The 21600-nt window shown below is 60.0% G+C and carries 24 protein-coding genes and 1 pseudogene; 13 read left to right on the top strand and 12 right to left on the bottom strand.

The window, feature by feature from the left end; all coding sequences use genetic code 11:
* The first annotated feature begins 513 nt into the window (after positions 1–513).
* Complete coding sequence (locus AB4O40_RS09430) at positions 514–1488, top strand: L,D-transpeptidase family protein (RefSeq protein WP_056727119.1); 975 nt, start codon at positions 514–516, stop codon at positions 1486–1488.
* 123 nt (positions 1489–1611) lie between these two features.
* On the opposite strand, the gene oprI is transcribed toward AB4O40_RS09430, so the two are convergent.
* A complete protein-coding gene (gene oprI, locus AB4O40_RS09425) occupies positions 1612–1863 on the bottom strand; it encodes an outer membrane lipoprotei OprI (protein ID WP_003199355.1) in 252 nt (83 codons plus the stop codon).
* 638 nt (positions 1864–2501) lie between these two features.
* Between oprI and AB4O40_RS09420 the strand changes: the two genes are divergently transcribed.
* Positions 2502–2789: a GNAT family N-acetyltransferase gene (locus AB4O40_RS09420; RefSeq protein ID WP_007973562.1), complete on the top strand. Its 288-nt coding sequence runs from the start codon at positions 2502–2504 to the stop codon at positions 2787–2789.
* Positions 2790–2875: 86 nt separating this feature from the next.
* On the opposite strand, the gene AB4O40_RS09415 is transcribed toward AB4O40_RS09420, so the two are convergent.
* Together AB4O40_RS09415 and AB4O40_RS09410 are read right to left on the bottom strand one after the other, a co-directional pair.
* Complete coding sequence (locus AB4O40_RS09415; RefSeq protein ID WP_007973561.1) at positions 2876–3952, bottom strand: 3-deoxy-7-phosphoheptulonate synthase; 1077 nt, start codon at positions 3950–3952, stop codon at positions 2876–2878.
* A gap of 187 nt (positions 3953–4139) precedes the next feature.
* Positions 4140–4583: a PilZ domain-containing protein gene (locus tag AB4O40_RS09410; protein WP_082563014.1), complete on the bottom strand. Its 444-nt coding sequence runs from the start codon at positions 4581–4583 to the stop codon at positions 4140–4142.
* Between AB4O40_RS09410 and AB4O40_RS09405 the strand changes: the two genes are divergently transcribed.
* The 5 genes from AB4O40_RS09405 to cysB all read left to right on the top strand — a co-directional run bounded on the left by AB4O40_RS09405 (position 4582) and on the right by cysB (position 8536).
* A complete protein-coding gene (locus tag AB4O40_RS09405; protein ID WP_460054829.1) occupies positions 4582–4968 on the top strand; it encodes a thioredoxin family protein in 387 nt (128 codons plus the stop codon). The two genes, AB4O40_RS09410 and AB4O40_RS09405, sit on opposite strands and share 2 nt — an antisense overlap.
* Positions 4965–5918 carry a putative 2-dehydropantoate 2-reductase gene (locus tag AB4O40_RS09400; RefSeq protein ID WP_460054832.1) on the top strand — a complete coding sequence of 318 codons (954 nt, stop codon included), beginning with the start codon at positions 4965–4967 and terminating at the stop codon, positions 5916–5918. Before AB4O40_RS09405 ends, AB4O40_RS09400 begins: the two co-directional genes overlap by 4 nt.
* 25 nt (positions 5919–5943) lie before the next feature.
* Positions 5944–6849: a 5'-nucleotidase gene (locus tag AB4O40_RS09395; protein ID WP_056727115.1), complete on the top strand. Its 906-nt coding sequence runs from the start codon at positions 5944–5946 to the stop codon at positions 6847–6849.
* A gap of 95 nt (positions 6850–6944) precedes the next feature.
* Positions 6945–7448, top strand: coding sequence for a universal stress protein (locus tag AB4O40_RS09390; protein WP_056727114.1), 504 nt, complete (start codon positions 6945–6947; stop codon positions 7446–7448).
* A 113-nt stretch (positions 7449–7561) separates the two neighbouring features.
* Positions 7562–8536, top strand: a complete 975-nt coding sequence (gene cysB / locus AB4O40_RS09385; protein WP_015094029.1) for an HTH-type transcriptional regulator CysB — start codon at positions 7562–7564, stop codon at positions 8534–8536.
* 15 nt (positions 8537–8551) lie between these two features.
* On the opposite strand, the gene AB4O40_RS09380 is transcribed toward cysB, so the two are convergent.
* Both AB4O40_RS09380 and AB4O40_RS09375 read right to left on the bottom strand, forming a co-directional pair.
* On the bottom strand, positions 8552–9034 hold the full coding sequence (locus AB4O40_RS09380; protein WP_056727113.1) for a GreA/GreB family elongation factor: 483 nt from the start codon (positions 9032–9034) through the stop codon (positions 8552–8554).
* 2 nt (positions 9035–9036) lie between these two features.
* On the bottom strand, positions 9037–9447 hold the full coding sequence (locus tag AB4O40_RS09375; RefSeq protein WP_223541079.1) for a hypothetical protein: 411 nt from the start codon (positions 9445–9447) through the stop codon (positions 9037–9039).
* Positions 9448–9571: 124 nt separating this feature from the next.
* Between AB4O40_RS09375 and earP the strand changes: the two genes are divergently transcribed.
* Both earP and AB4O40_RS09365 read left to right on the top strand, forming a co-directional pair.
* The gene (gene earP / locus AB4O40_RS09370; RefSeq protein ID WP_460054838.1) at positions 9572–10714 is read left to right on the top strand and encodes an elongation factor P maturation arginine rhamnosyltransferase EarP; all 1143 of its coding nucleotides are present in this window, start codon (positions 9572–9574) and stop codon (positions 10712–10714) included.
* 48 nt (positions 10715–10762) lie between these two features.
* Positions 10763–11332, top strand: a complete 570-nt coding sequence (locus tag AB4O40_RS09365) for an elongation factor P (protein WP_007943632.1) — start codon at positions 10763–10765, stop codon at positions 11330–11332.
* A 90-nt stretch (positions 11333–11422) separates the two neighbouring features.
* On the opposite strand, the gene AB4O40_RS09360 is transcribed toward AB4O40_RS09365, so the two are convergent.
* The 4 genes from AB4O40_RS09360 to AB4O40_RS09345 all read right to left on the bottom strand — a co-directional run bounded on the left by AB4O40_RS09360 (position 11423) and on the right by AB4O40_RS09345 (position 14726).
* Positions 11423–12439, bottom strand: a complete 1017-nt coding sequence (locus AB4O40_RS09360; RefSeq protein ID WP_056727110.1) for an alpha/beta hydrolase — start codon at positions 12437–12439, stop codon at positions 11423–11425.
* Positions 12440–12472: 33 nt separating this feature from the next.
* Positions 12473–12892, bottom strand: a complete 420-nt coding sequence (locus tag AB4O40_RS09355) for an organic hydroperoxide resistance protein (protein WP_056727109.1) — start codon at positions 12890–12892, stop codon at positions 12473–12475.
* Between the two features lie 348 nt (positions 12893–13240).
* Entirely contained in the window at positions 13241–13702 is a 462-nt protein-coding gene (locus tag AB4O40_RS09350; protein WP_046043389.1) for a MarR family winged helix-turn-helix transcriptional regulator, read from the bottom strand.
* Positions 13703–13769: 67 nt separating this feature from the next.
* Entirely contained in the window at positions 13770–14726 is a 957-nt protein-coding gene (locus tag AB4O40_RS09345) for a LysR family transcriptional regulator (protein ID WP_056727437.1), read from the bottom strand.
* A gap of 126 nt (positions 14727–14852) precedes the next feature.
* On the opposite strand from AB4O40_RS09345, the gene AB4O40_RS09340 reads away from it, so the two are divergent.
* Complete coding sequence (locus AB4O40_RS09340; RefSeq protein WP_056727107.1) at positions 14853–15587, top strand: sulfite exporter TauE/SafE family protein; 735 nt, start codon at positions 14853–14855, stop codon at positions 15585–15587.
* Here the strand turns inward: AB4O40_RS09340 and AB4O40_RS09335 are convergent.
* A complete protein-coding gene (locus AB4O40_RS09335) occupies positions 15577–16431 on the bottom strand; it encodes a LysR substrate-binding domain-containing protein (protein WP_056727106.1) in 855 nt (284 codons plus the stop codon). The genes AB4O40_RS09340 and AB4O40_RS09335 overlap by 11 nt on opposite strands.
* Before the next feature lie 95 nt (positions 16432–16526).
* Here AB4O40_RS09335 and AB4O40_RS09330 point away from each other — a divergent pair, with 95 nt between their 5' ends.
* Positions 16527–16742, top strand: a complete 216-nt coding sequence (locus tag AB4O40_RS09330; protein ID WP_008049076.1) for a DUF1127 domain-containing protein — start codon at positions 16527–16529, stop codon at positions 16740–16742.
* Positions 16743–16806: 64 nt separating this feature from the next.
* Positions 16807–18036: a winged helix-turn-helix domain-containing protein gene (locus AB4O40_RS09325; RefSeq protein ID WP_460054845.1), complete on the top strand. Its 1230-nt coding sequence runs from the start codon at positions 16807–16809 to the stop codon at positions 18034–18036.
* Positions 18037–18150: 114 nt separating this feature from the next.
* Here the strand turns inward: AB4O40_RS09325 and AB4O40_RS09320 are convergent, their stop codons facing one another.
* On the bottom strand, positions 18151–19497 hold the full coding sequence (locus AB4O40_RS09320; protein WP_056727104.1) for a class II 3-deoxy-7-phosphoheptulonate synthase: 1347 nt from the start codon (positions 19495–19497) through the stop codon (positions 18151–18153).
* Positions 19498–19647: 150 nt separating this feature from the next.
* Here AB4O40_RS09320 and AB4O40_RS09315 point away from each other — a divergent pair.
* Positions 19648–20402, top strand: a pseudogene (locus AB4O40_RS09315) (spermidine synthase).
* 89 nt (positions 20403–20491) lie between these two features.
* Here AB4O40_RS09315 and AB4O40_RS09310 read toward each other — a convergent pair.
* A complete protein-coding gene (locus AB4O40_RS09310) occupies positions 20492–21283 on the bottom strand; it encodes a crotonase/enoyl-CoA hydratase family protein (RefSeq protein WP_460054848.1) in 792 nt (263 codons plus the stop codon).
* Positions 21284–21600 lie beyond the last annotated feature (317 nt).

The raw sequence follows: 21600 nt of genomic DNA, 5'->3' as shown, positions 1-21600 counted from the left end.
CGGGTGGATCAAGATCAAGAGCTGCAGGCGAGCTAACGCTCGGCCTGATGAGTGGTGAAGAGCGACGCGATGGTGTGGGCTGCTCGGCCTTTGCTTTTCTGTGGGAGCGAGCTTGGTCCGGGCGGCGTTCCGACGATGGCGGCCTGACAGCCGACCCAATTCTCAAGGCAAACGAACCCCGCGATCAGGCCGGCCGGTAGGCCGCCTCGCTTTTGCTTTTGCGGTACACGCCCCCTCATGAGGCCGAACGTCAGGGGCAAGAGCCCTTGGTTACTTGGGGCTTTTCCAAGTAACCCGCTGTAAGAGCGGAACCATAGGTGGCCGTTACCAAAAGAATGGATATTTACCCGGTCAAAAATCGCCCATCACACAGCCATCTTCAGGACACCACCCGAAGCAAGCTCACAGTGAACGCCTTGCATTGCCTGCAATCGGGCCATCTCCCCGAAATAACGGACAGCGGTGTACAATCGCGCTCTTATATCTCTGTTGATCATGCGAAGGATTTTCCGGATGTTGCCGCGCTTTCCTGCCGTCACCCGCTGCCTGACTCTTGCCGCCCTCTTTGTGGCCGGTCCAGTCGCAGCATTGGAGTTTCCCCTGCCACCGCCAGGTGAGGACATCATCGGCCAGGTGCAGGTGATCAAGGCCAAGTACGAAGATACCTTCGCCGACCTTGGTACCGCCTACGATCTGGGCTACACGGAAATGGTCGCGGCCAACCCGGGTGTCGATGCCTGGTTGCCAGGCGCCGGCACGGAAATCATCCTGCCGACCCGCTTCATCCTGCCACCAGGCCCCCGTGAAGGCATCGTGATCAACCTGGCCGAGTACCGCCTCTACTACTACCCGAAAGGCAAGAACGTGGTGTACACGTTCCCGCTGGGTATCGGTCGTGAAGGCTGGGGCTCGCCGATTGCCCACACCAGCATCATTGCCAAGACACCTAATCCGACCTGGACGCCTCCGGCTTCGATCAAGGCCGAGCACGCAGCAGACGGTGATCCGCTGCCCAATGTCGTGCCGGCCGGCCCTGACAACCCTCTGGGGCCGTTCAAGTTCACCCTGGGCACACCGGGCTACCTGATCCACGGTTCGAACAAGAAGTTCGGTATCGGCATGCGCACCAGCCACGGTTGCTTCCGCATGTTCAACAATAACGTGCTGGAAATGGCGGGCATGGTGCCGGTCGGTACGTCGGTGCGGATCATCAACGACCCGTACAAGTTCGGCCTGAGTGGCGGCAAGGTCTATCTGGAGGCGCATACGCCGCTGGACGACAAGGGCAACCCGTCGGTGGTCGACAAGCACACCTCCGTCATCAATGCGATGCTCAAGCGTGAAGACATCACCAACAACCTGCGCATGAACTGGGATGTGGTGCGTGATGTGGTCGCCGCTGAAGACGGCCTGCCGGTTGAGATCGCAGTGCCGGGCAACGGCGTTGCGCCGATGGTGTCGAGTATGCCGATCGACCCGCTGCAGTAAGGCTGGCAAAGGGCCCGTCGGCGCGGACCGCGTCGACGGGTTTTTTATTGTCTGGAGAAACGCCAGGCAATAAAAAAGCCGACCCAAAAAATGGGTCGGCTTGATAACAATCCCGAAGGATTATTACTTGCGGCTAGCTTTGTCCAGCATGCGCAGTGCACGCTCGTTAGCTTCGTCAGCAGTCTGTTGTGCTTTTTGAGCAGCAGCCAGAGCTTCATCAGCTTTACGGTAAGCTTCGTCTGCACGAGCCTGGGAGCGAGCAGCTGCGTCTTCAGTAGCGGTCAGACGTGCTTCGGTTTCTTTCGATGCGCTGCTGCAACCGGTAGCCAGAACTGCGGCCAGAGCCAGAGCAGAGAATTTCAGAACGTTGTTCATCGTGTTCCCCTTCAAGGACTTTCTATTAAGTAGCTATCTCCTCCGATTGAGGAAATAGCCGGCGTACATACTACCCATTACTTGTAGTAAGTAAAACTGACGTGACGCAAGAAGCAAAAAAAATTGTAGGCGTTGATTCTTTTTCGAGCAACTTTTAACTGAATTGTTTAAAAAATATCCAGCTGCAAGGCCCGTGGCTGAGCGAGCTGATGAGAAAAAGTTCCTGCGACACGGCGCTGTTTTTCAGTCTGGCTAAAGTCCGCCTACATGGATTCGTCTACACTTTTGTTCGGCTTTTGTGTGGCGCCTCTCAATATCTTTCTCGATGTTCAGGTGACTTTAACAACGGGCGCTCGTCTTAAGTCTCAACATCCGGCAATGTACAGGCTATCGACCCCGAGCGATCTTGGGTCGAACCAATCCTGCGTGATCCGGAGCAGCACCCGCCAACCCGCACGATGACGAGCGCACCTTGAGCATTTCCGCCAATGGTGCCTACTATTTGTACGTGCTCGGTAGCGCGAGATCGGTGCAGCTCTTCTCGGTGTCCATTCAGGCACGGGGTGGCGTAGATGTTCCTTCGCCGGAAAAACATCGGTAAGGTAGGGGTCGGAATTCCAGACCCGCGAGGAGTAGTGATGAGCGAGGCGTTGTCCATCCACCATGACCAGGCTGGTCATCAATTCGAGACCAATGTGGACGGTCATCGTGCCTATCTGACCTATATGGATCTGGGGAAGCAGACCCTGGATATCTATCGCACCTTCGTGCCCAACGCATTGCGTGGTCGCGGTATTGCGGCAGCCTTGACCGAGAAGGCGCTGGAGTACGCTGACGAAATGGGCTACACCGTCATCCCGTCGTGCTCCTACGTCGAGCGCTACATGGAGCGTCACCAGCGGCATGCGGCCAAGCTGAGTCAGTGACCTTCAACAAAACGAACGCATAAAAAAAACGCCGGGTTCAGCCCGGCGTTTTTTTGTTTGCGCTTTTTGCGCCGCCAGACAGGCGATCAGCTGCGATCGCGTTTAGGCAGCACGTCCTTGAGCTTGGCATGCATGCTGCGCAAGGTGTTTTCGGTCGCGGTCCAGTCGATGCAGGCGTCGGTGATCGACACGCCATATTGCAGGTCGGCGAGGTCTTTCGGGATCGCCTGGGCGCCCCAGTTCAGGTGGCTTTCTACCATCAGGCCGATGATCGACTTGTTGCCTTCGAGGATCTGGTTGGCGACGTTCTCCATCACCAGCGGTTGCAGGGCCGGATCCTTGTTGGAGTTGGCGTGGCTGCAATCGACCATGATGTTTGGCTTGATCTTCGCCTTGTTCAGCGCCTGCTCGCAGAGCGCAACGCTGACCGAATCGTAGTTCGGCTTGCCGTTGCCGCCGCGCAGCACCACGTGACCGTAGGCATTGCCCTTGGTGGTCACGATCGACACGCCACCTTCCTGGTTGATGCCCAGGAAGCGATGCGGGCTGGAAACCGACTGCAGGGCGTTGATCGCCACGGTCAGGCCGCCATCGGTGCCGTTCTTGAAGCCGACGGCCGAGGACAGGCCGGACGCCATTTCACGGTGCGTCTGGGATTCGGTGGTGCGCGCGCCGATGGCCGACCAGCTGATCAGGTCCTGCAAGTATTGCGGAGAGATCGGGTCGAGGGCTTCGGTGGCGGTCGGCAGGCCTTTTTCGGCCAGGTCCAGCAGCAACTGGCGACCGATGTGCAAGCCGTCCTGGATCTTGAACGAGTCGTCCAGATACGGGTCGTTGATCAAGCCTTTCCAGCCGACGGTGGTACGTGGCTTCTCGAAATACACGCGCATGACCAGATACAGGGTATCGGACACTTCGGCAGCGAGCACCTTCAGGCGCTCGGCATATTCGTGGGCGGCCTTGATGTCGTGGATCGAGCAAGGCCCGATGACGACGAACAGGCGGTGGTCGGTGCCGTCCAGAATGTTGCGAATGACTTCGCGGCCCTTGGTGACGGTGCGCAGTGCGGCGTCGCTCAGGGGAATATCGCGCTTGAGCTGATCGGGAGTGATCAGAGTCTCGTTGGAGGCGACGTTTAGGTCGTTGATCGGTAAATCAGCCATCGTTTACTCGTCAGGTCACGGGTGCCGGCCGCCAGCGAACCCGCGCGGCGGAGCACAGCAAATTAAGCGCGTCGGGGAGCCGAACCTTAGCGCGTTACACCGTGGCTCGACAATGGGCAGACGCCGGTTTGGTGGGGTTTCGCAGTCAGTTTCCCTGCCGCGAGGCGCAAATCGATCAAGAATGCCTCTATTCCAGCACCGGCTGCGCAAAAGCCTTGCGCACCGAGTCGTGAGAGAACTCGTCGGCATGCTCCTGGACCCATTCGAGGGCCAGCGCCTGGATATCCTGCAAGTCTTCGTGGGTGTCATGCAGGCGGCAGTAGCGTTCGATCTGGCACACCTGCTCGCCCATTCGGGCGCTGAACAGCGTTTGTTCGTCGACGAAAGCGATGCCCACCAGATAACCACGCTTGCGTCGCAGGCACCAGGCCACATAGCCCAGGTAGCGCATGTCCGGGTTCACGGTCGGCATGCGTACCTCCAGCGCCGTGCCGTGGCGCCACGCGCGGTGATAATTGCAAGCCATGCCCCCGAGGCTGATAGTGTGCAGCTGTCGTCGCGAAATACACTCAGGTTTCAGTAACGTTAACTCGACAGGCACATCGTCAGGGTGAGGAATGAATCGTCCCATGAACACAGACTCCATGTGTCGGCCATCTGACATTGTTCCCTCCAGTATAGTGGTCGAATTGGAACTGACCGATTTTGACGTCGACCAACGGCTGCTGGCGATGAGCGGTGTATCGCTGGTTATTTTCACCAGTGTCGGCTGCGCCAGTTGCCGTTTTGCCCGCGAGCAATTGCCGACGCTCGACCTGGCAGTCGATCGACTGTGCTGGATCGATGCCGGCAACAACGGCGGGGTGGTCGAGCGTTATCAGGTCTTTCACTTGCCGGCGCTGTTTGTCGTTCGCGACGGCGAATTCTTTGGAGCACTGAAATCGCGCCTGACCGACATCGAGCTCAATCGGGCTGTGCGCCAGGCGCTGAGTCGAACAGCAGAGGAGTTGCCATGATGGGAGCAGTTGCCAGGCCGACGATCGGCATTATCGGGACCGGCGCAATCGGCGGTTTCTACGGGGTGATGCTGGCGCGTGCCGGTTTTGATGTGCATTTTCTGCTGCGCAGCGAGTTTTGCGCTGTGTCCGAGCACGGGTTGCAAGTCGATAGCGCGCCCCACGGTGCGCTGAAACTGAATCCGGTGCAGGCTTATTCGAACGCTGAAGGCATGCCGCCCTGCGACTGGCTGCTGGTGGGGGCGAAAACCACCAGCAACGCCGATCTGGCACCCGCCATCCTGCAGGCGGCGGCACCGAACGCCAAGGTACTGCTGCTGCAAAACGGACTGGATGTCGAAGACAGCCTGCGCGCGTTGCTCCCCGATTCGCTGCATGTGCTCGGAGGGCTGTGCTACATCTGCGTCCATCGCGAGGCGCCGGGCGTCATTACCCATCAGGCGCTGGGCGCGGTGCATGTGGGTTATCACAGCGGTCCCGCCGATGGGCCGGCACGCAGCGCAATTGTCGAGGAGGGCGTCGGACTTTTTCGTAGCGCCGGCCTCGATTCCCAGGCCATGGCGAATTTACATCAGGCGCGTTGGCAAAAACTGGTCTGGAATATCCCTTACAACGGTCTCTCGGTTTTGCTGGGGGCGAGCACTACACCGTTGATGGCCGATGCCGACAGCCGCGAGCTGGTCAAGGCGCTGATGGCTGAAGTGGTGCAAGGCGCTGTTGCCTGCGGGCACGACGTACCGGCAGGGTATGCCGAGCATTTGTTCATGGTGACCGAGAAAATGCCCGACTACTGGCCGAGCATGTACCACGATTATTTGCACAAGCGACCGCTGGAACTGGCCGCGATTTACGCCCGGCCTTTGGCGGCGGCGAAGGCAGCCGGGTGTGAAATGCCACGCATCGAGGCCTTGTATCGCAGTTTGAGTTTCATTGATCGACGCAACACCTGAGTCGACCGACCTGAGGGGGAAGGGCATGCCAAAGGCAATTGACGAAAAGCTGGTGCTGGCGATTTCTTCGCGGGCGCTGTTCGACCTGAGCGAAAGCCACAAGGTCTACCTGTCGAGTGGCGTCGAAGCGTACCGGCAGTATCAGATCGAACACGAAGACGAAATCCTCGAGCCCGGCGATGCCTTCCCGTTGGTGCAGAAACTCCTGAACCTCAACAACAGCCTCGGCCGCGCCCGGGTCGAGGTGATTCTGGTGTCGCGCAACAGCGCCGACACCGGGCTGCGGGTGTTCAACTCGATTGACCACTACGGGCTGGCGATTTCCCGCGCGGCCTTTGTCGGCGGGCGCAGTCCGTATCCCTACCTCAAGGCTTTTGGCTGCGACCTGTTTCTCTCGACCCACGCTGAAGACGTGCGCAATGCGCTGGACGCCGGGTTCGCGGCAGCGACCATTCTGTCGGGCGGTGCCAGCCGTGCGGCCAGCGACGAGTTGCGCATTGCCTTCGACGGAGACGCGGTGCTGTTTTCCGATGAGTCGGAGCGCATTTATCAGGCCGGTGGTCTGGAAGCCTTTCAGGCCAGCGAACGTGAGGCCGCCCGCGAGCCGTTGCGCGGAGGGCCGTTCAAGGGCTTTCTCGCAGCCCTCAATCTGTTGCAACGTGAGTTCCCGGAGGACGCCTGTCCGATCCGTACCGCGCTGGTCACGGCACGATCGGCACCGGCCCATGAGCGGGTCATTCGCACGTTGCGTGAATGGGACATCCGTCTCGACGAGTCGCTGTTCCTCGGCGGCCTGACCAAATCGGCCTTTCTCGAAGCCTTCGCGGCCGACGTGTTTTTCGACGATCAGGCCGGCCACTGCGAATTGGCCCGTGAAGTCGTCGCCACCGGTCATGTGCCCCATGGCATAAGCAACGAGCAAAAGGTTTAAGCCCGCCGTTCAATGCGTTGCGCCGGACGCCGCAGTCGCCAAGGCACTGCTAAGCTGAATCAAATCTGCGCCATGTTGGCAGTCGAGGAGGTCATATGATTCGTTCGATGCTGTATGCCACTGACCTTGGCCTGTACGCGCCCGTGGTGATGCAGCATGCCCTGGAACTGGCCAGGACCTTCAATGCCAGTTTGTATGTCGTGCATGCGGTTGAACCCATGGGGTTGTTTGCCGAATCGGTGCTGCAAAGTTATCTCGATGAACAGGCGCTGAACGAGTTTCACAGCCAGGGCCTGAATACGGTGATCGCCAGTATCGAGCAGCGGGTGCTCGACAGTTTTCGTGAGGAGTTGGGGGATGAGGGGGAGCACGATCTGGAGCGGATTCAGGCTGTACGGGTGCTGCAGGGCGATCCGTCGCAGGTGATTCTGGACCAGGCGCAGAAACTCTCCGTGGATTTGTTGATCGTAGGTAGTCACAGCCACGGTGCCGGTGCGGAAACGCCTTTGGGGCGAACCGCCGCCCGTGTGTTGCAACTGTCCAAGGTGCCGGTCTATCTGGTGCCGCTGGTGCAACGTCGTCGCCAAGGGGACCGCTAGGACACGAATAGTGGCAATCTGATAAAAAAGTTCTAGATTTATTCTTCGTGCCATTAATATAGTTATATATCGTCGCTGATGCCCGTGGCGTCTACCTGCTTTGAGGGATTCATATGAAGCTTCAACAATTGCGCTACATCTGGGAAGTGGCGCACCACGACCTCAACGTTTCCGCTACAGCCCAAAGCCTTTACACCTCTCAACCCGGCATCAGCAAACAGATCCGTCTGCTGGAAGACGAACTGGGCGTCGAGGTTTTTGCTCGCAGCGGCAAGCACCTGACCCGCGTTACCCCGGCCGGCGAGCGCATCATCACCACTGCTGGCGAGATTCTGCGCAAGGTTGAAAGCATCAAGCAGATCGCCCAGGAATTCTCCAACGAGAAGAAAGGCACCCTGTCGATTGCCACCACTCACACCCAGGCGCGTTATGCATTGCCGCCGGTAATCAGCAATTTCATCAAGCAATACCCGGACGTTGCCCTGCACATGCACCAGGGATCGCCGATGCAAATCGCCGAAATGGCGGCTGACGGCACCGTGGATTTCGCCATTGCCACCGAAGCGCTCGAGCTGTTCGGTGATCTGGTGATGATGCCGTGCTACCGCTGGAACCGTTGCGTGGTCGTGCCTCAGGGCCACCCGCTGACCAAACTGTCGAAACTGACCCTCGAAGCCCTGGCCGAATACCCGATCGTGACGTACGTGTTCGGTTTTACCGGCCGTTCGAAACTCGACGAAGCCTTCAGCCATCGCGGCCTGACGCCGAAAGTGGTGTTCACCGCCGCCGACGCCGACGTGATCAAAACCTATGTTCGCCTGGGTCTGGGCGTGGGCATCGTGGCGAAAATGGCTGTCGATACCAAGCTCGACAGCGACCTGGTGGTACTCGATGCCAGCGAACTGTTCGAGTCCAGCGTGACCAAGATCGGCTTCCGTCGCGGCACCTTCCTGCGGGGTTTCATGTGCGACTTCATCGAGAAGTTTGCGCCGCACCTGACCCGCGAAGTCATGGCCAAGGCCATTCAGTGCCACAATAAGCAAGAGCTGGAAGAGCTGTTCGAAGGCGTAGAACTGCCCGTTCACTGACAGCGTTTCTGCCGGTCAAACCACCTCGGTGACAGCGAACTGTTGCCGAGCGCCTGCCACCATGATCTCCACCTCATCGCCCTCGAACTTGCCCAGCAGGCTTTTGCCCAGCGGTGAGCGCGGGGTGATGACGGTAATCAGTTGCCCCACCAGGTCGACCTTCAGCCCGGCTGCATCGGGGGCCAGAAACAGCCATTGTTCGCGCCCCTTTTCGTCCTCCAGCCCCAGCAGCGCGCCCACTTCGATGCCCCGCTGATCGTCATACGGGCGCAGGGCCAGGTTCTGGCAGAGGCTCAGTGACTGGCGAATTTCCTCGACCCGCCTGGCCTGCCCGGCCGCGAGATAGGACGCTTCCAGCCCCAGGGTGTCGTACTTGTTCTCGGCGATGTTTTCTTCGTGGGTTGCCGTTTCGTAGGCGGTTTGCGCGGCGCGCTCGGCGATGTCGAGATCGATCCGCAGCTTGTCGAGAATCAGTTGGTGGACGGTTTGCTTATTCATGATCAATCGCAGAATTGCAGGACGTTGGCGCGGCTTTTTTCGCTGGGTGCAGTCCGGTCCTGTTGCAGCCAGAACTGACAGTTCGGGTTGGCCAGGTTGCGACTGCTGCCGCGTGCCTGATCAAGCCGTTGCTGCTGTTCGTTCTTGCGCAGGTTTTCTTCATATTGCTCGAACAGCGGGCTCTGTGACGGAATGTTCGGCAGCGGTTGAGCCACTGCGGGTGGTTGGGCCAGTTGCTCTACCGCTGCCGCGATCGGGGCGAGTTGCTCGCTGAACAGCAGGCGCGACGCGAGCCAGCAGGTCAACACAATGGCAATGAACCCGAGCCACATGCCGAGGGCGATACTGCCTGTCAGTTGCAGGGCGCTAAGGCTGATCGGGAAGGATCGGCGCGGAGTGGGGCTGTGGGGCATGGTTGCCTCCTGGCGAAAGGTGACTGGCGGGTAGCGATTGTCGCATGAAGAATAATCGCCGTCGGCTCTTCTGCACGGGGTAATTTATGCGGACAATCGGCGCCTTTGCCAACGGGAACCTGGTATGCCTGAAATGAAAACCCGCTGGGATATTTTTTGCACCGTGGTCGACAACTTCGGCGACATCGGCGTGACCTGGCGATTGGCCCGGCAACTGGTGACCGAACATGGACTGGCGGTGCGTCTATGGGTCGATGACCTGCGAGCATTCGAGCGCCTGTGCCCGGAAATCGACATCGACGCTGTGCAGCAATGGCAGCACGACGTCGATGTGCGCCAATGGCCAGCCGAATGGCAGCCGACCGAAGCCGCCGATGTGGTGATTGCTGCGTTTGCCTGCCAGTTGCCGAGCGCCTATATGGACGCCATGGTCGAACGGGAAAAGCCTCCCCTGTGGATGAACCTCGACTATCTGAGCGCCGAGGACTGGGTGATCGGTTGTCACGGCTTACCCTCTGTGAAGTACAAAAGCGTACAGAAGTTCTTTTTCTTCCCTGGATTCCAGAAGGGCACTGGCGGACTGCTGCGTGAGCGAGGGTTGCTGGAACGGCGTCGGGAATTTCAGCAGGACCTGCAGGCTCAAAGAGAATTCCTGCAAGGTATGGGGATTGATCCTGCGCCCGGCGCGCAGTTGATCTCATTGTTTGCCTATGAAAACAGCGGTCTGGCCAGTTGGCTCGATGCAATGGCTGGCGATTCTACGGCCACTCATCTGCTGGTGCCGGAAGGGCGGATTCTCGGCGACGTCGAGCGTTGGCTCGGTGTGCAGGGGCTGGCGGCCGGTGCCGTGCATGTGCGCGACGCCTTGACCGTGCAGGTGCTGCCATTCGTCCGCCAGGACCAATACGACCGGTTACTGTGGTGCTGCGATTTCAATGCCGTGCGCGGCGAAGACTCCTTTGTGCGCGCCCAATGGGCCGGCCGGCCATTTCTCTGGCACATCTATCGGCAGGAAGAAGACATCCACCTGGACAAGCTCGAAGCCTTCCTTGAACTTTATGTAAAAGGGTTATCTGCGCCCGCGCGGGAGGCGATCAGCGGTCTCTGGCGGGCGTGGAACGCTGGTGAAAAAATAGCCGACCACTGGCAATTAACCCGTAAACACTGGCCAGAGCTGGAAAAACACGCTGAGGCGTGGTGTCAGGAACAGGCCTTGCAGGCCGATCTTGCCACGGCGCTGGTACAGTTTTATGGAAATTGGATATGATACGCGGCCTAGATTTTTGTAAATCCCATCCAAATTCGGATATTCGCAATGAAAACTGGTAAAGAACTGAAACCCGGGACCGTGATTCGTCTCGAAAACGATCCTTGGCTGGTTCAGAAAGCTGAATTCACCAAGTCCGGTCGTAACAGCGCGATCATGAAGACCAAGCTGAAGAACCTGCTGACCGGTTACAAGACCGAGATCGTTTACAGCGCCGACGACAAACTGGACGACGTAATCCTCGACCGCAAAGAAGCGACCCTGTCCTTCATCAGCGGCGACACCTACACGTTCATGGACACCACCGACTACACCATGTACGAGCTGAACGCTGAAGACATCGAAGCCGTTCTGCCTTTCGTTGAAGAAGGCATGACCGATGTTTGCGAAGCGATCTTCTTCGAAGAGCGTCTGGTTTCCGTAGAGCTGCCGACCACCATCGTGCGTCAGGTTGACTACACCGAAGGTTCCGCTCGCGGCGACACTTCCGGCAAGGTAATGAAGCCTGCCAAACTGAAGAACGGTACCGAGCTGTCGGTTGCTGACTTCATCGAAATCGGCGACATGATCGAGATCGATACCCGCGAAGGCGGTTCCTACAAAGGCCGTGCCAAATAAGCACAGCTTCAGGAATGAAAAAGCCCGACCATTGAGTCGGGCTTTTTTGTGCCTGCAGAATCTGCGTTGACCCCCACATGTTGTTCTGCGTTATTTCTTCAGGTGTTGCTTGAGCTCTTCAGACGCCTGCAACATCGCCGAACGCACCGCTGGCACCTGGCTCACCACGTTGAGCAAACCGTAGTCGTGGATCAGGCCGTTGTAGCGAACCGAGGTCACCGGCACTCCGGCTTCATCGAGTTTGCGGGCATAGGCTTCGCCTTCGTCGCGCAATACGTCGGCTCCGGCGGTCTGAACCAGCGCTGGAGGCAGTCCTTTCAACTGGGCGGTGGTCGCGCGCAGTGGCGAGGCGTAGATCTCGTTGCGCTGCTTGGCATCGGTGGTGTAGTTGTCCCAGAACCACTTCATCATGTTTTTGCTGAGGAAGTGCCCCTCGGCAAACTGGTTGTAGGACGCGGTTTCGAAGTTGGCATCAGTCACCGGCCACAACAGCACCTGGAACCTGATCGCCGGAGTGCCCTTGTCCTTGGCCATCAGCGCAACCACCGCCGCCATGTTGCCGCCGACACTGTTGCCGGCTACCGCCAGGCGCTGGCCATCGACGTTGATCTCTTTGCCGTGCTCGGCCACCCATCGGGTCGCGGCATAAGCCTGGTTGATCGCCACCGGGTAATGCGCTTCCGGCGACGGCGTGTAGTTCACGAACACCGCCGCGGCACCCGAACCCGTCACCAGGTCACGCACCAACCGCTCGTGGGTCGGGAAATCCCCCAGCACCCAGCCACCGCCGTGGAAGAACATGAACACCGGCAACTCGCCCTTGACCCCGGCCGGCCGGACGATGGTCAGGCTGATCGGTTGGCCGTCGACTTGAATGGTCTTCTGGCTGACATCGGCTTTTGGCAGCGTCAGCTTGACCCCGGACTGCGCGCCTACCAGAACCGCGCGGGCTTCGGCGGGCGTCATTTGCTCCATCGGTTTGCCGGTGCCGGCGTTCAGTACGTCGAGGAATGCCTGGGTGTTGTGTTCAACCCCGTTACCTGCGATCGCGTTCCCGATGGACAAGGCGAGAAGGGTACCGGTCAAGACTTTGCTGAAAGTGTTCATGTTCGTTTCCTGTTCGGGCCTGGTAATCAGCGGTTAGACGGTAACGTGCAGACGCACATCGACGTTGCCACGGGTGGCGTTGGAGTACGGGCAGACCTGGTGGGCCGCATCGACCAGTGCTTGTGCATCGGCTTGTTCAAGACCCGGCAGGCTGATGTGCAGGTCGATGTCCAGGCCGAAGCCGCCAGGGATCTGGCCGATGCCGACATGGGCGGTGATAGAAGCGTCGTTGGGAATGCTGCGCCTGGTCTGGCTGGCCACGAATTTCAGGGCACCGATGAAGCAGGCGGAGTAGCCGGCAGCGAACAGTTGCTCTGGGTTGGTGGCTGCGCCGCCGGCACCGCCGAGCTCTTTCGGCGTGGCGAGCTTGACGTCGAGGATGTTGTCGCTGGAAACCGCCCGACCGTCACGGCCGCCAGTGGAAGTTGCGATTGCGGTGTAGAGAGTTTGCATGGTGAAAGCCTCGTTCGGGGTTTGGTTGTTTTGCGCTAAATGTTTGCGCGCTAAGTAAGTGCGAGGTGAATGTATCGCGCAAATATTTAGCGCGCAAGATAAAAATAAAATAAATTTGCCAGGACAGACAAACGGTTGAGAAGGATTGGCTGGAACTATCGAGTTAGAGCGACTGGAGGTTATGCGGGCGGTTTTCGGAGGGGAAATCGAGTTCTGTGGGACAGCACAAAGCAAATGTGGGAGCGGGCTTGCTCGCGAAGGCGGTGTTTCAGTCAACACAAGAGTCGACTGATCTACCGCTTTCGCGAGCAAGCCCGCTCCCACAGGGGATTTGTGGTGAATTGGAGACTAGAGGCTGTCTTGCAGGTGACGACGCAGCTCCTGCAACTCCGCCTGCAGGTTTTGCAGGCGCTCCACGGTCATCCCGCTGGCGCCGAGGATGCACTGGGGAACATCGCGGGCCTTGTCGCGTAACGCCCGGCCCTGTTCGGTGAGTTCGACGATCACCACCCGCTCGTCTTCGCGGCTGCGGGTTCGGCTGAGCAGGCCTTCGGCTTCCAGGCGCTTGAGCAGCGGCGTCAACGATCCAGGATCGGTCAGCAACCGCGTGCTGATTTCACCTACGGTCAAACCGTCCCTTTCCCATAGCACCATCATCGCCAGGTATTGCGGATAGGTCAGGCCCAGCGCTTGCAGCAAGGGTTTGTAGACCTTGGTCATCATCAGCGAAGTGGAATGCAGGGCGAAGCAGGCCTGATTGTCCAGCAGCAGGTTGTCGCAGTTGTCCGGGGTGTTGCGCTCGGTGGTCATGTCGAAGCCTTGATCTGTGATCTGAAGAATCTAGCGGGCGAATCTTTAATGCGCCAGATAATTTTGATCAGTGCAACTGCAAATGGGTTTGCAGCACCAGATCCCAGGGCGGAACGGGGCTGAAACGGGTTTTCAGGTACTCCAGCAACAAGCGACTGCGGGAGTTAGGCTGCTGTTCCAGGCGCAAGGCATAGATGCCGGCGCTTTCCGGTTTCGGCAGGCCGCTGTCGCAGAACAGCGGCAGCAACTCACCGCGCAACAGGTACTCGCTGGCCAGCCAGGTCGGCAGATGCGCGATACCCAGTCCGGCCAATGCGCCGCACACCAGCGCCTCGGCATTGTTGGCGCTCATGCGGATCCGCGCCGGCCGGTGCAACTGCATTTGCCCGCCGCGCTCGAAACGCCAGGCGAAGGGGGGAGCCAGGCCATCCCAGTCAAGCCCGTCGTGTTCAATCAGCTGTGACGGCTCGCTCGGCACGCCGCGACGCCGCAAATAATCAGGGCTGGCGCAGGCGATACGCACCATGCTCGCCAGGGGCGTGGCTACCAGCCGGGTGTCGGCCAATTGCCCGGCACGCAATACCAGATCGACCTTGCCGAGGTTCAGGCCCTGCATGTCGACGAAGCTGTCGATCAGGTGCAGTTGTACATCGAGCCCGGGGTAGAGCATCAGGAAATCGGCAATCACCGGTGCCAGGTGCCGGCGCCCAAAGGCTGCCGGCGCATCGATACGAATCAGGCCTTCCGGCGCGCTGCTCAGGGACACGGCCTCGGCCCGGGCCAGGCGCAATTCGGCGACGATCCGCCGTGCGCGCTCGGCAAAGGCCAATCCCGCCGGGGTGGCGCGTACCGCATGGGTGCTGCGCAGGAACAGTTGACTGCCGACTGCGCTTTCCAGGCTGTCGATACGCCGTGCCACGGCCGAAGGGGTCAGCGGATGGCGGCGCGAGGCGGCGGAAAAACTGCCGGTTTCCAGTACATCGAGGAACAAGGCCAGTTGGTCGGTCAGCTGATTGGGGTTCATGGCAGGTTTGCGCTTGTGCGAATTTGGCACAGCCATTGTGCGTTGCTGTGCGTTTCCGCGCCAGCAGCAACTGCGTAGGATCAAAGGCCTGACGGCAACGGGGAAAATACTGTGATTGAGTTCTTGATGTATCTGGTGTTCGGCGCGGCGTTGGGCACGCTCGGCGGGTTGTTTGGCATCGGCGGCGGACTGATCGCCATTCCGCTGCTGGGCGTGCTGTTCGGGCTCGATCAGCAGATAGCCCAAGGCACGGCGCTGGTGATGGTGGTGCCGAACGTGATGCTGGCGCTGTGGCGCTATCATCAGCGCAACCGGATCGAACTGCGCCACGCGCTACCGCTGGCCATCATGGGGTTCTGCTTCGCCTGGCTCGGGTCGATCTGGGCGGTGGGCATTGATGCGCAAACCATGCGCATTGGTTTTGTCGCGTTCCTGATCGCGCTGTCGGCGTACAACCTTGTTCGCATGTTCGCCGCCAGCGCTCCGGCGACCTCGCAGATGAACTACTCATGGCCCTGGCTGGGCGTGCTTGGCGCTGCATCCGGCACGATGGGCGGGTTGTTCGGCGTGGGGGGCGCGGTGGTGGCGACGCCGGTGCTGACCAGTCTGTTCGGCACCAGCCAGGTGGTTGCACAGGGGTTGTCGTTGGCGCTTGCCTTGCCGAGTACAGGGGTGACGCTGGTGACTTACGCCGCGCACCATCAGGTCAGCTGGGTGATCGGCTTACCTTTGGCGGTCGGTGGGTTGATGAGTATCAGTTGGGGGGTGAAGGTTGCCCACGCTTTGCCCGAGCGGCTGCTGCGTGGGCTGTTTTGCGGGTTCCTGGTGTTCTGTGCGGTGATGCTCGCCTTCAAAGTTTGAAGCCTTCGACGATGTGCTCGGCCAGGCACTCGGTGATGGGCGACGGGTTATGCAGGTTGCGCACGAGCATGATGCTGGCCTCGGGCAGCAGCGGCAGGTCCTCGGCCTCACCGAGGATGCGCATGTCAGCGGTGATCAGGCTTTCAAGTTGTGCCGTGACGGCCAGGCCGGCGCTGACCACCGCCATGATCGCCGACAGGCTGTCGCTGTTGTACGCCACCCGGTAATCGCGCCCCCGGGCATCCAGGGCATTGCAGGCCCACAGTCGGCAGAAGCAATCACTGTTGAACATCGCCAGCGGCAGCGGTGTCTGCTCATGAGCGCTGTAGCATTGCGCTTGGGCCCAGACAAAACGTTCCTTGCGCAACAACTGGCCGATTTCGCTGCCCGGTTCGCGGGTCACGATGGACAGGTCGAGATCCTGGCGCATCAGCAGTTGTTTAGATGATTCGCAGTGCACTTCTATCTGAATCAGCGGGTAAGACTGGGCAAACCGGCGCAAGATCCCCGGGAGGAACCGCATCACATAATCGTCCGGCGTGCCGATGCGCACGGTGCCGACCATGTCGGGCTCACGCAAGGTATTGAAGACCTCACTGTGCAGCTTGAGGATGCGTCGTGCATAGCCGAGCAACACCTGGCCTTCGGCCGTCAGTCGCACCTGCCGCCCGTCGCGCTGGAACAACTGGCGCTGCAGCACATCTTCTTCCAGGCGTTTCATCTGCATGCTGACGGCAGACTGGGTGCGGTTGACGATTTCGCCGGCGCGGGTAAAGCCGCCCTGGTCGGCGATGGCGACGAAGGTGCGCAACACTTCGGTATCGATACTCGGGTAGGCGGACATCCATCAATCTCCGAGATATGTGACATCAGAAACATTCGTTGGATTGATCTTAGACCCGGCGCGAGACTGGATCCATCCAAACGGAGGGCAACAAGATGAAAGGTCAACACGAGTTCCAGGGATCAGAAAAACACTCGATTCACGTGATATCCGATCTGCTGCACAAGGTCGGCCGCTGGTACGAACTGCATCGCGAGCGCGAACTGCTGGCGAGCTTGAGCGACGAAGCACTCAAGGACATCGGCATGAGCCGTGCGGATGTGGAGAACGAGTCGATCAAGCCGTTCTGGAATGACCCGATGCATAAATGATGAATGCCACGCTACACAAACCCCTTACCGGTGAGGTAGGTTGCGAGCAGACAAGGAGGCACCCATGCCCGCAACGTTGTCCTTTACCCTCAAACAGGCTCGGCGTCTGGCGCTGGCCGCCCAACGGTTCAACGGGCGGTCGTCGTCAGCGGCGATCAAGGCAGTTGCGCTCAATCGCCTGATCGAACGGCTGGGCATTCTGCAGATCGATTCGGTCAATGCATTGGTGCGTTCGCACTACCTTCCGCTGTTTTCCCGCCTCGGCAATTACTCATCCGATTTGCTCGACCAGGCTGCCTGGAGCCAGGGCCGGCGCCGTACGTTGTTCGAGTATTGGGGCCATGAAGCCTCGTTGTTGCCACTTTCCATGTACCCCTTGATGCGTTGGCGCATGCAGCGTGCGAGCCGTGGCGAAGACATCTATCAGCAATTGGCGCGCTTTGGCCGTGAACAGCAGGACACCATTCGCCGGGTGCTGGCTTCGGTCGAGGAGCAGGGTGCGTTGGGGGCCGCAAGTCTGTCGACCCGTCAGGAGCGGGCCGGCTCCTGGTGGGACTGGAGTGCGGAAAAGCATGCGCTGGAATGGTTGTTCGCTGCCGGTGAATTGACCGTTGCCGGACGGCGCGGATTCGAAAGGCTCTACGATCTGCCGGAGCGGGTGATTCCCCGGGCGGTGCTTGCGCACCCCATCCTGAGTGAAGGCGAGGCCCAGCGCGGCCTGTTGCGGCATGCGGTAACGGCCTTGGGAGTCGGTACGGAGAAAGACTTGCGTGACTATTTCCGCTTGAACCCCGGGGACAGTCGTCCACGTTTGGCCGAGTTGGTCGAGGCCGGGGAATTGCTGACCTGCGAAGTCCAGGGCTGGCGGCAACCGGCCTATTGTCTGCCCGAGCCGAAAGTGCCGCGCAAAGTCGTCGCCAGTGCATTGCTCTCACCGTTCGATTCGCTGATCTGGGAGCGCAGCCGGACCGAGCGGCTGTTTGATTTTCGCTATCGGCTGGAGATCTACACACCGCAAGACAAGCGAGTGTACGGCTATTACGTCCTGCCGTTTTTGCACAACGAACGGATTGCAGCACGGGTGGATCTTCGCGCGGAACGGGCTGCGGGCCGTCTGGCAGTGCATGCGGTGCATGAAGAGGACGCGGGGCTGGATGAGGAAGGGATGCTGGCGTTGGCGGTCAATCTGCGGCAGATGGCGGATTGGCTTGGGCTGGCGCAGGTTCAGCTCAATTGCCCGCGGGCGAGTGCGGCAAGGTTGCGGGAGGCATTCACACAAATTGGCGGTGTTTGATCTGACGTCATCGCGAGCAAGCTCGCTCCCACAGTTGACCGAGTTGTTTGGGCGAACGCGGACCCTTGTGGGAGCGAGCTTGCTCGCGATGGCGGTCTATCAGACAAGCAAAATCTAGCGTCGAACCTGCTTCAGTGTCTCAGCAATCAAAAACGCCAGTTCCAGCGACTGATCGGCATTCATCCGCGGATCGCAATGGGTGTGGTAGCGATCCGACAAGCCATCCTCGGTAATCGGCCGCGCGCCACCGATGCACTCGGTCACGTTCTGCCCGGTCATCTCGATGTGGATACCACCGGCATAACTGCCTTCGGCTTCGTGCACCTGGAAGAACTGCTTCACCTCCCCAAGGATCTGCGCGAAGTCGCGGGTCTTGTAGCCGCTGCTGGCTTTGATGGTATTGCCGTGCATCGGGTCGGAACTCCACAGCACCTGCTTGCCTTCACGCTGGACGGCGCGGATCAGCTGCGGCAAGTGATCACCGACCTTGTTAGCGCCCATCCGCGCGATCAGGTTCAGGCGGCCCGGGTCGTTGTCCGGGTTGAGCACATCGATCAAGCGAATCAGGTCGTCGGGGTTCATGCTCGGGCCGACCTTGACCCCGATCGGGTTGTTCACCCCGCGCAGGAATTCGACGTGGGCACCGTCGAGCTGGCGGGTGCGGTCACCGATCCACAGCATGTGGGCCGAGCAGTCGTAGTAATCGTTGGTCAGGCTGTCGCGACGCACGAAGGCTTCTTCGTAGTTCAGCAACAGCGCTTCGTGGGCGGTGAAGAAACTGGTTTCGCGCAACTGCGGCGAGGTGTCCATGCCGCAGGCGCGCATGAACGCCAGGGTTTCATCGATGCGATCGGCCAGGTGGCTGTACTTCTCGGCCAGCGCCGAGTTGGCGATGAAGTCCAGGTTCCACTTGTGCACCTGGTGCAGGTCGGCGAAACCGCCTTGGGCGAAGGCGCGCAACAGGTTCAGGGTCGCGGTGGACTGGTGGTAGGACTGCAGCAAGCGCTCCGGATCCGGCACGCGGCTTTTTTCGTCGAAGCCGATGCCGTTGACGATGTCGCCACGGTAGGCGGGCAAGGTCACGCCATCGATGGTTTCGTCATTGGCCGAACGGGGTTTGGCGAACTGCCCGGCCATGCGCCCGACCTTGACTACCGGGCAGCCGGCGGCAAAGGTCATCACGATTGCCATCTGCAACAACACCTTGAAGGTGTCGCGGATTTTCGCCGCGGAGAACTCGGCGAAGCTTTCGGCGCAGTCACCACCCTGCAACAGAAACGCGCGGCCCTGGGTCACCTCGGCAAACTGACGGCGTAACTCCCGGGCTTCGCCGGCAAACACCAGCGGCGGATAGCTGGCCAAGGTCTGCTCGACCTGCTGCAAATGCGCGGCGTCGGGGTATCGGGGTTGTTGCTGGATCGGCAGGGCGCGCCAGCTGTCAGGGCTCCAGGGTTGGCTCATCACGGTCTCTAGTGTTTTCGCTCGGACGTCCATGTTATCAGCAAATTAGTGCGTGACCTGTTCCCGTCGCTTCGCCGACAATCTCGCCTTTGCCGCTCTCCACGCGCGGTGTTATTGCGTTGCCGGCCCCGGTGACGATCAGGAGATGAAATGACTGAGGAGCGCGTCGAGCATCTGCTCGCCGAGGTACAGGACGAGTTCGGCGTGATTCGCGTGCTGGAAGTGGCCGATTACCGTTTTCTCGAGTTCGGTGATGCCATCGAGCAAAGCTGCGTGTTCACGGCCGACCCGAGCTGGCTCGAGTACGACTACACCCGGGCGATGCTGATCGGAGCGCTGTGCCACCAGCAACCGGAAAGTGCGCTGTTTCTCGGCCTCGGCGCCGGGACGCTGACTCAGGCTTGCCTCAAGTTTCTGCCGCTGGAAGATGTCGAAGCCATCGAACTGCGCCCGGATGTACCGCGCCTGGCCATTGAATATCTGGGGCTGGATGACGATCCGCGCCTGTACATCCGTGTTGGCGATGCGCTGGAGCTGCTGGACACCGCTGAGTCGGCGGACCTGATTTTCGTCGACCTTTATACCGACGTCGGGCCGGGTGTCGGTCATCTGGCCTGGAGCTTTCTGGAAAACTGCCAGAAGCGATTGAATCCGGGGGCTGGCTGGTCATCAATCAGTGGGCTACCGACGATGGCAAACCCCTGGGCGCCGCCTTGTTGCGCGGTTTATACCACCGACATTACTGGGAGCTGCCGGTGAAGGAGGGCAACGTGATTCTGATCGTGCCGTCGGAGCTGGACCAGGAACTGGACATGGACGGCCTGATCGCCCGCGCCGAAGGGCTGGCGCCGCGGTTGGGGTATTCGCTGGACTCGTTGATCAAGTGCATTCGCCCGGCCACCTGAGGAGCACAGATTCCCCTGTAGGAGCTGCCGAAGGCTGCGATCTTTGAAGATCAAAAGATCGCAGCCTTCGGCAGCTCCTACGCAGATTTTCAGCAACCTTTGAACACTCCGGGCCGCCGCTCCACCATCGACCGCACACCTTCCTTGACGTCCTCGCTGGCCATCAACTTCTTGACCAGCAGCGGCAACGCCTTTGCCGCCGCGGTTTCCCCTTCATATCGGGCCTGTCGCGCCGACATCAGTGTCGCCTGAACCCCAAGCGGTGCCTGGCGGGCGATCCGTTCGGCCAGTTCAATCGCCCGGGGCAGCAAGTCCTCGCTGGCCATGACCTCCTGCACCAGACCCAGGTGCAAGGCATCACGGGCGTCGAATTCGTCACCGGTCAACAACCAGCGCATGGCGTTCCCCCAACCGGCGACTTGATGCAGGCGCAGGGTCGCACCGCCGAACGGGAAGATTCCCCGTTGCACTTCCATTTGTGCAAACCGGGTATTGCTGGCGCACAGGTTGATGTCGGCGGCCAGCATCAATTCGATGCCGATGGTCAGGCAGTAGCCTTGGGCGGCGACGATCACCGGTTTGCTGACCCCGGGACCTGCGAACACCGCCCACGGATCACAGCCGCCGGGCGGAACCTGCCAGCCATCTGCCAGTGTGACGCTGGCATTGACCAGGTCGAGCCCGGCGGTGAAGTGCTCGCCATGAGCGAACACCACCGCCACCCGCGCCTCGCTGTCGGCTTCGAACTCGCCATAGGCCAGGCTCAATGCGTTGAGCAGGTCGAGATCGAAGGCGTTGCGCTTGGCCACCCGGTCCAGACCAATCAGGAACACGTGGCCATGCCGTTCGCGGCTGACTCGACTGGAGCTGGGCTGATTCATGGAGCGATCCTCGGGGTGGGAAGGGCGTGCCGGACCGGCGGTCTGCACGGCAAAGGGTGAACCGTTTTAGCGCCATCACCCGCAAGGCCGGGCCTTTGAAAAGTAGACGGCTGACCGATTATTCGCAAAGCCTGTGACACAACGGCGTATCCGGTGGATTTCCGATAAAAAAAGCTCCCTTTTTGGGCAAATTCCGGTATAGTGCGCGCCGGCCTTTAGCCGGGCCGCGTTTAGGTAGAGCAATTCCCCGAAGCCAGCTTCGGCTGCACGTCCGTACTGCGGACTCTCCCTTGACGATTCTTTTCATTCATTCGTTT

This window comes from Pseudomonas sp. S2_F07 (genome assembly GCF_054668325.1).
The sequence above is the reverse complement of the archived record's forward strand: the minus strand, read 5'-3'. Positions and strand labels throughout refer to the sequence as shown.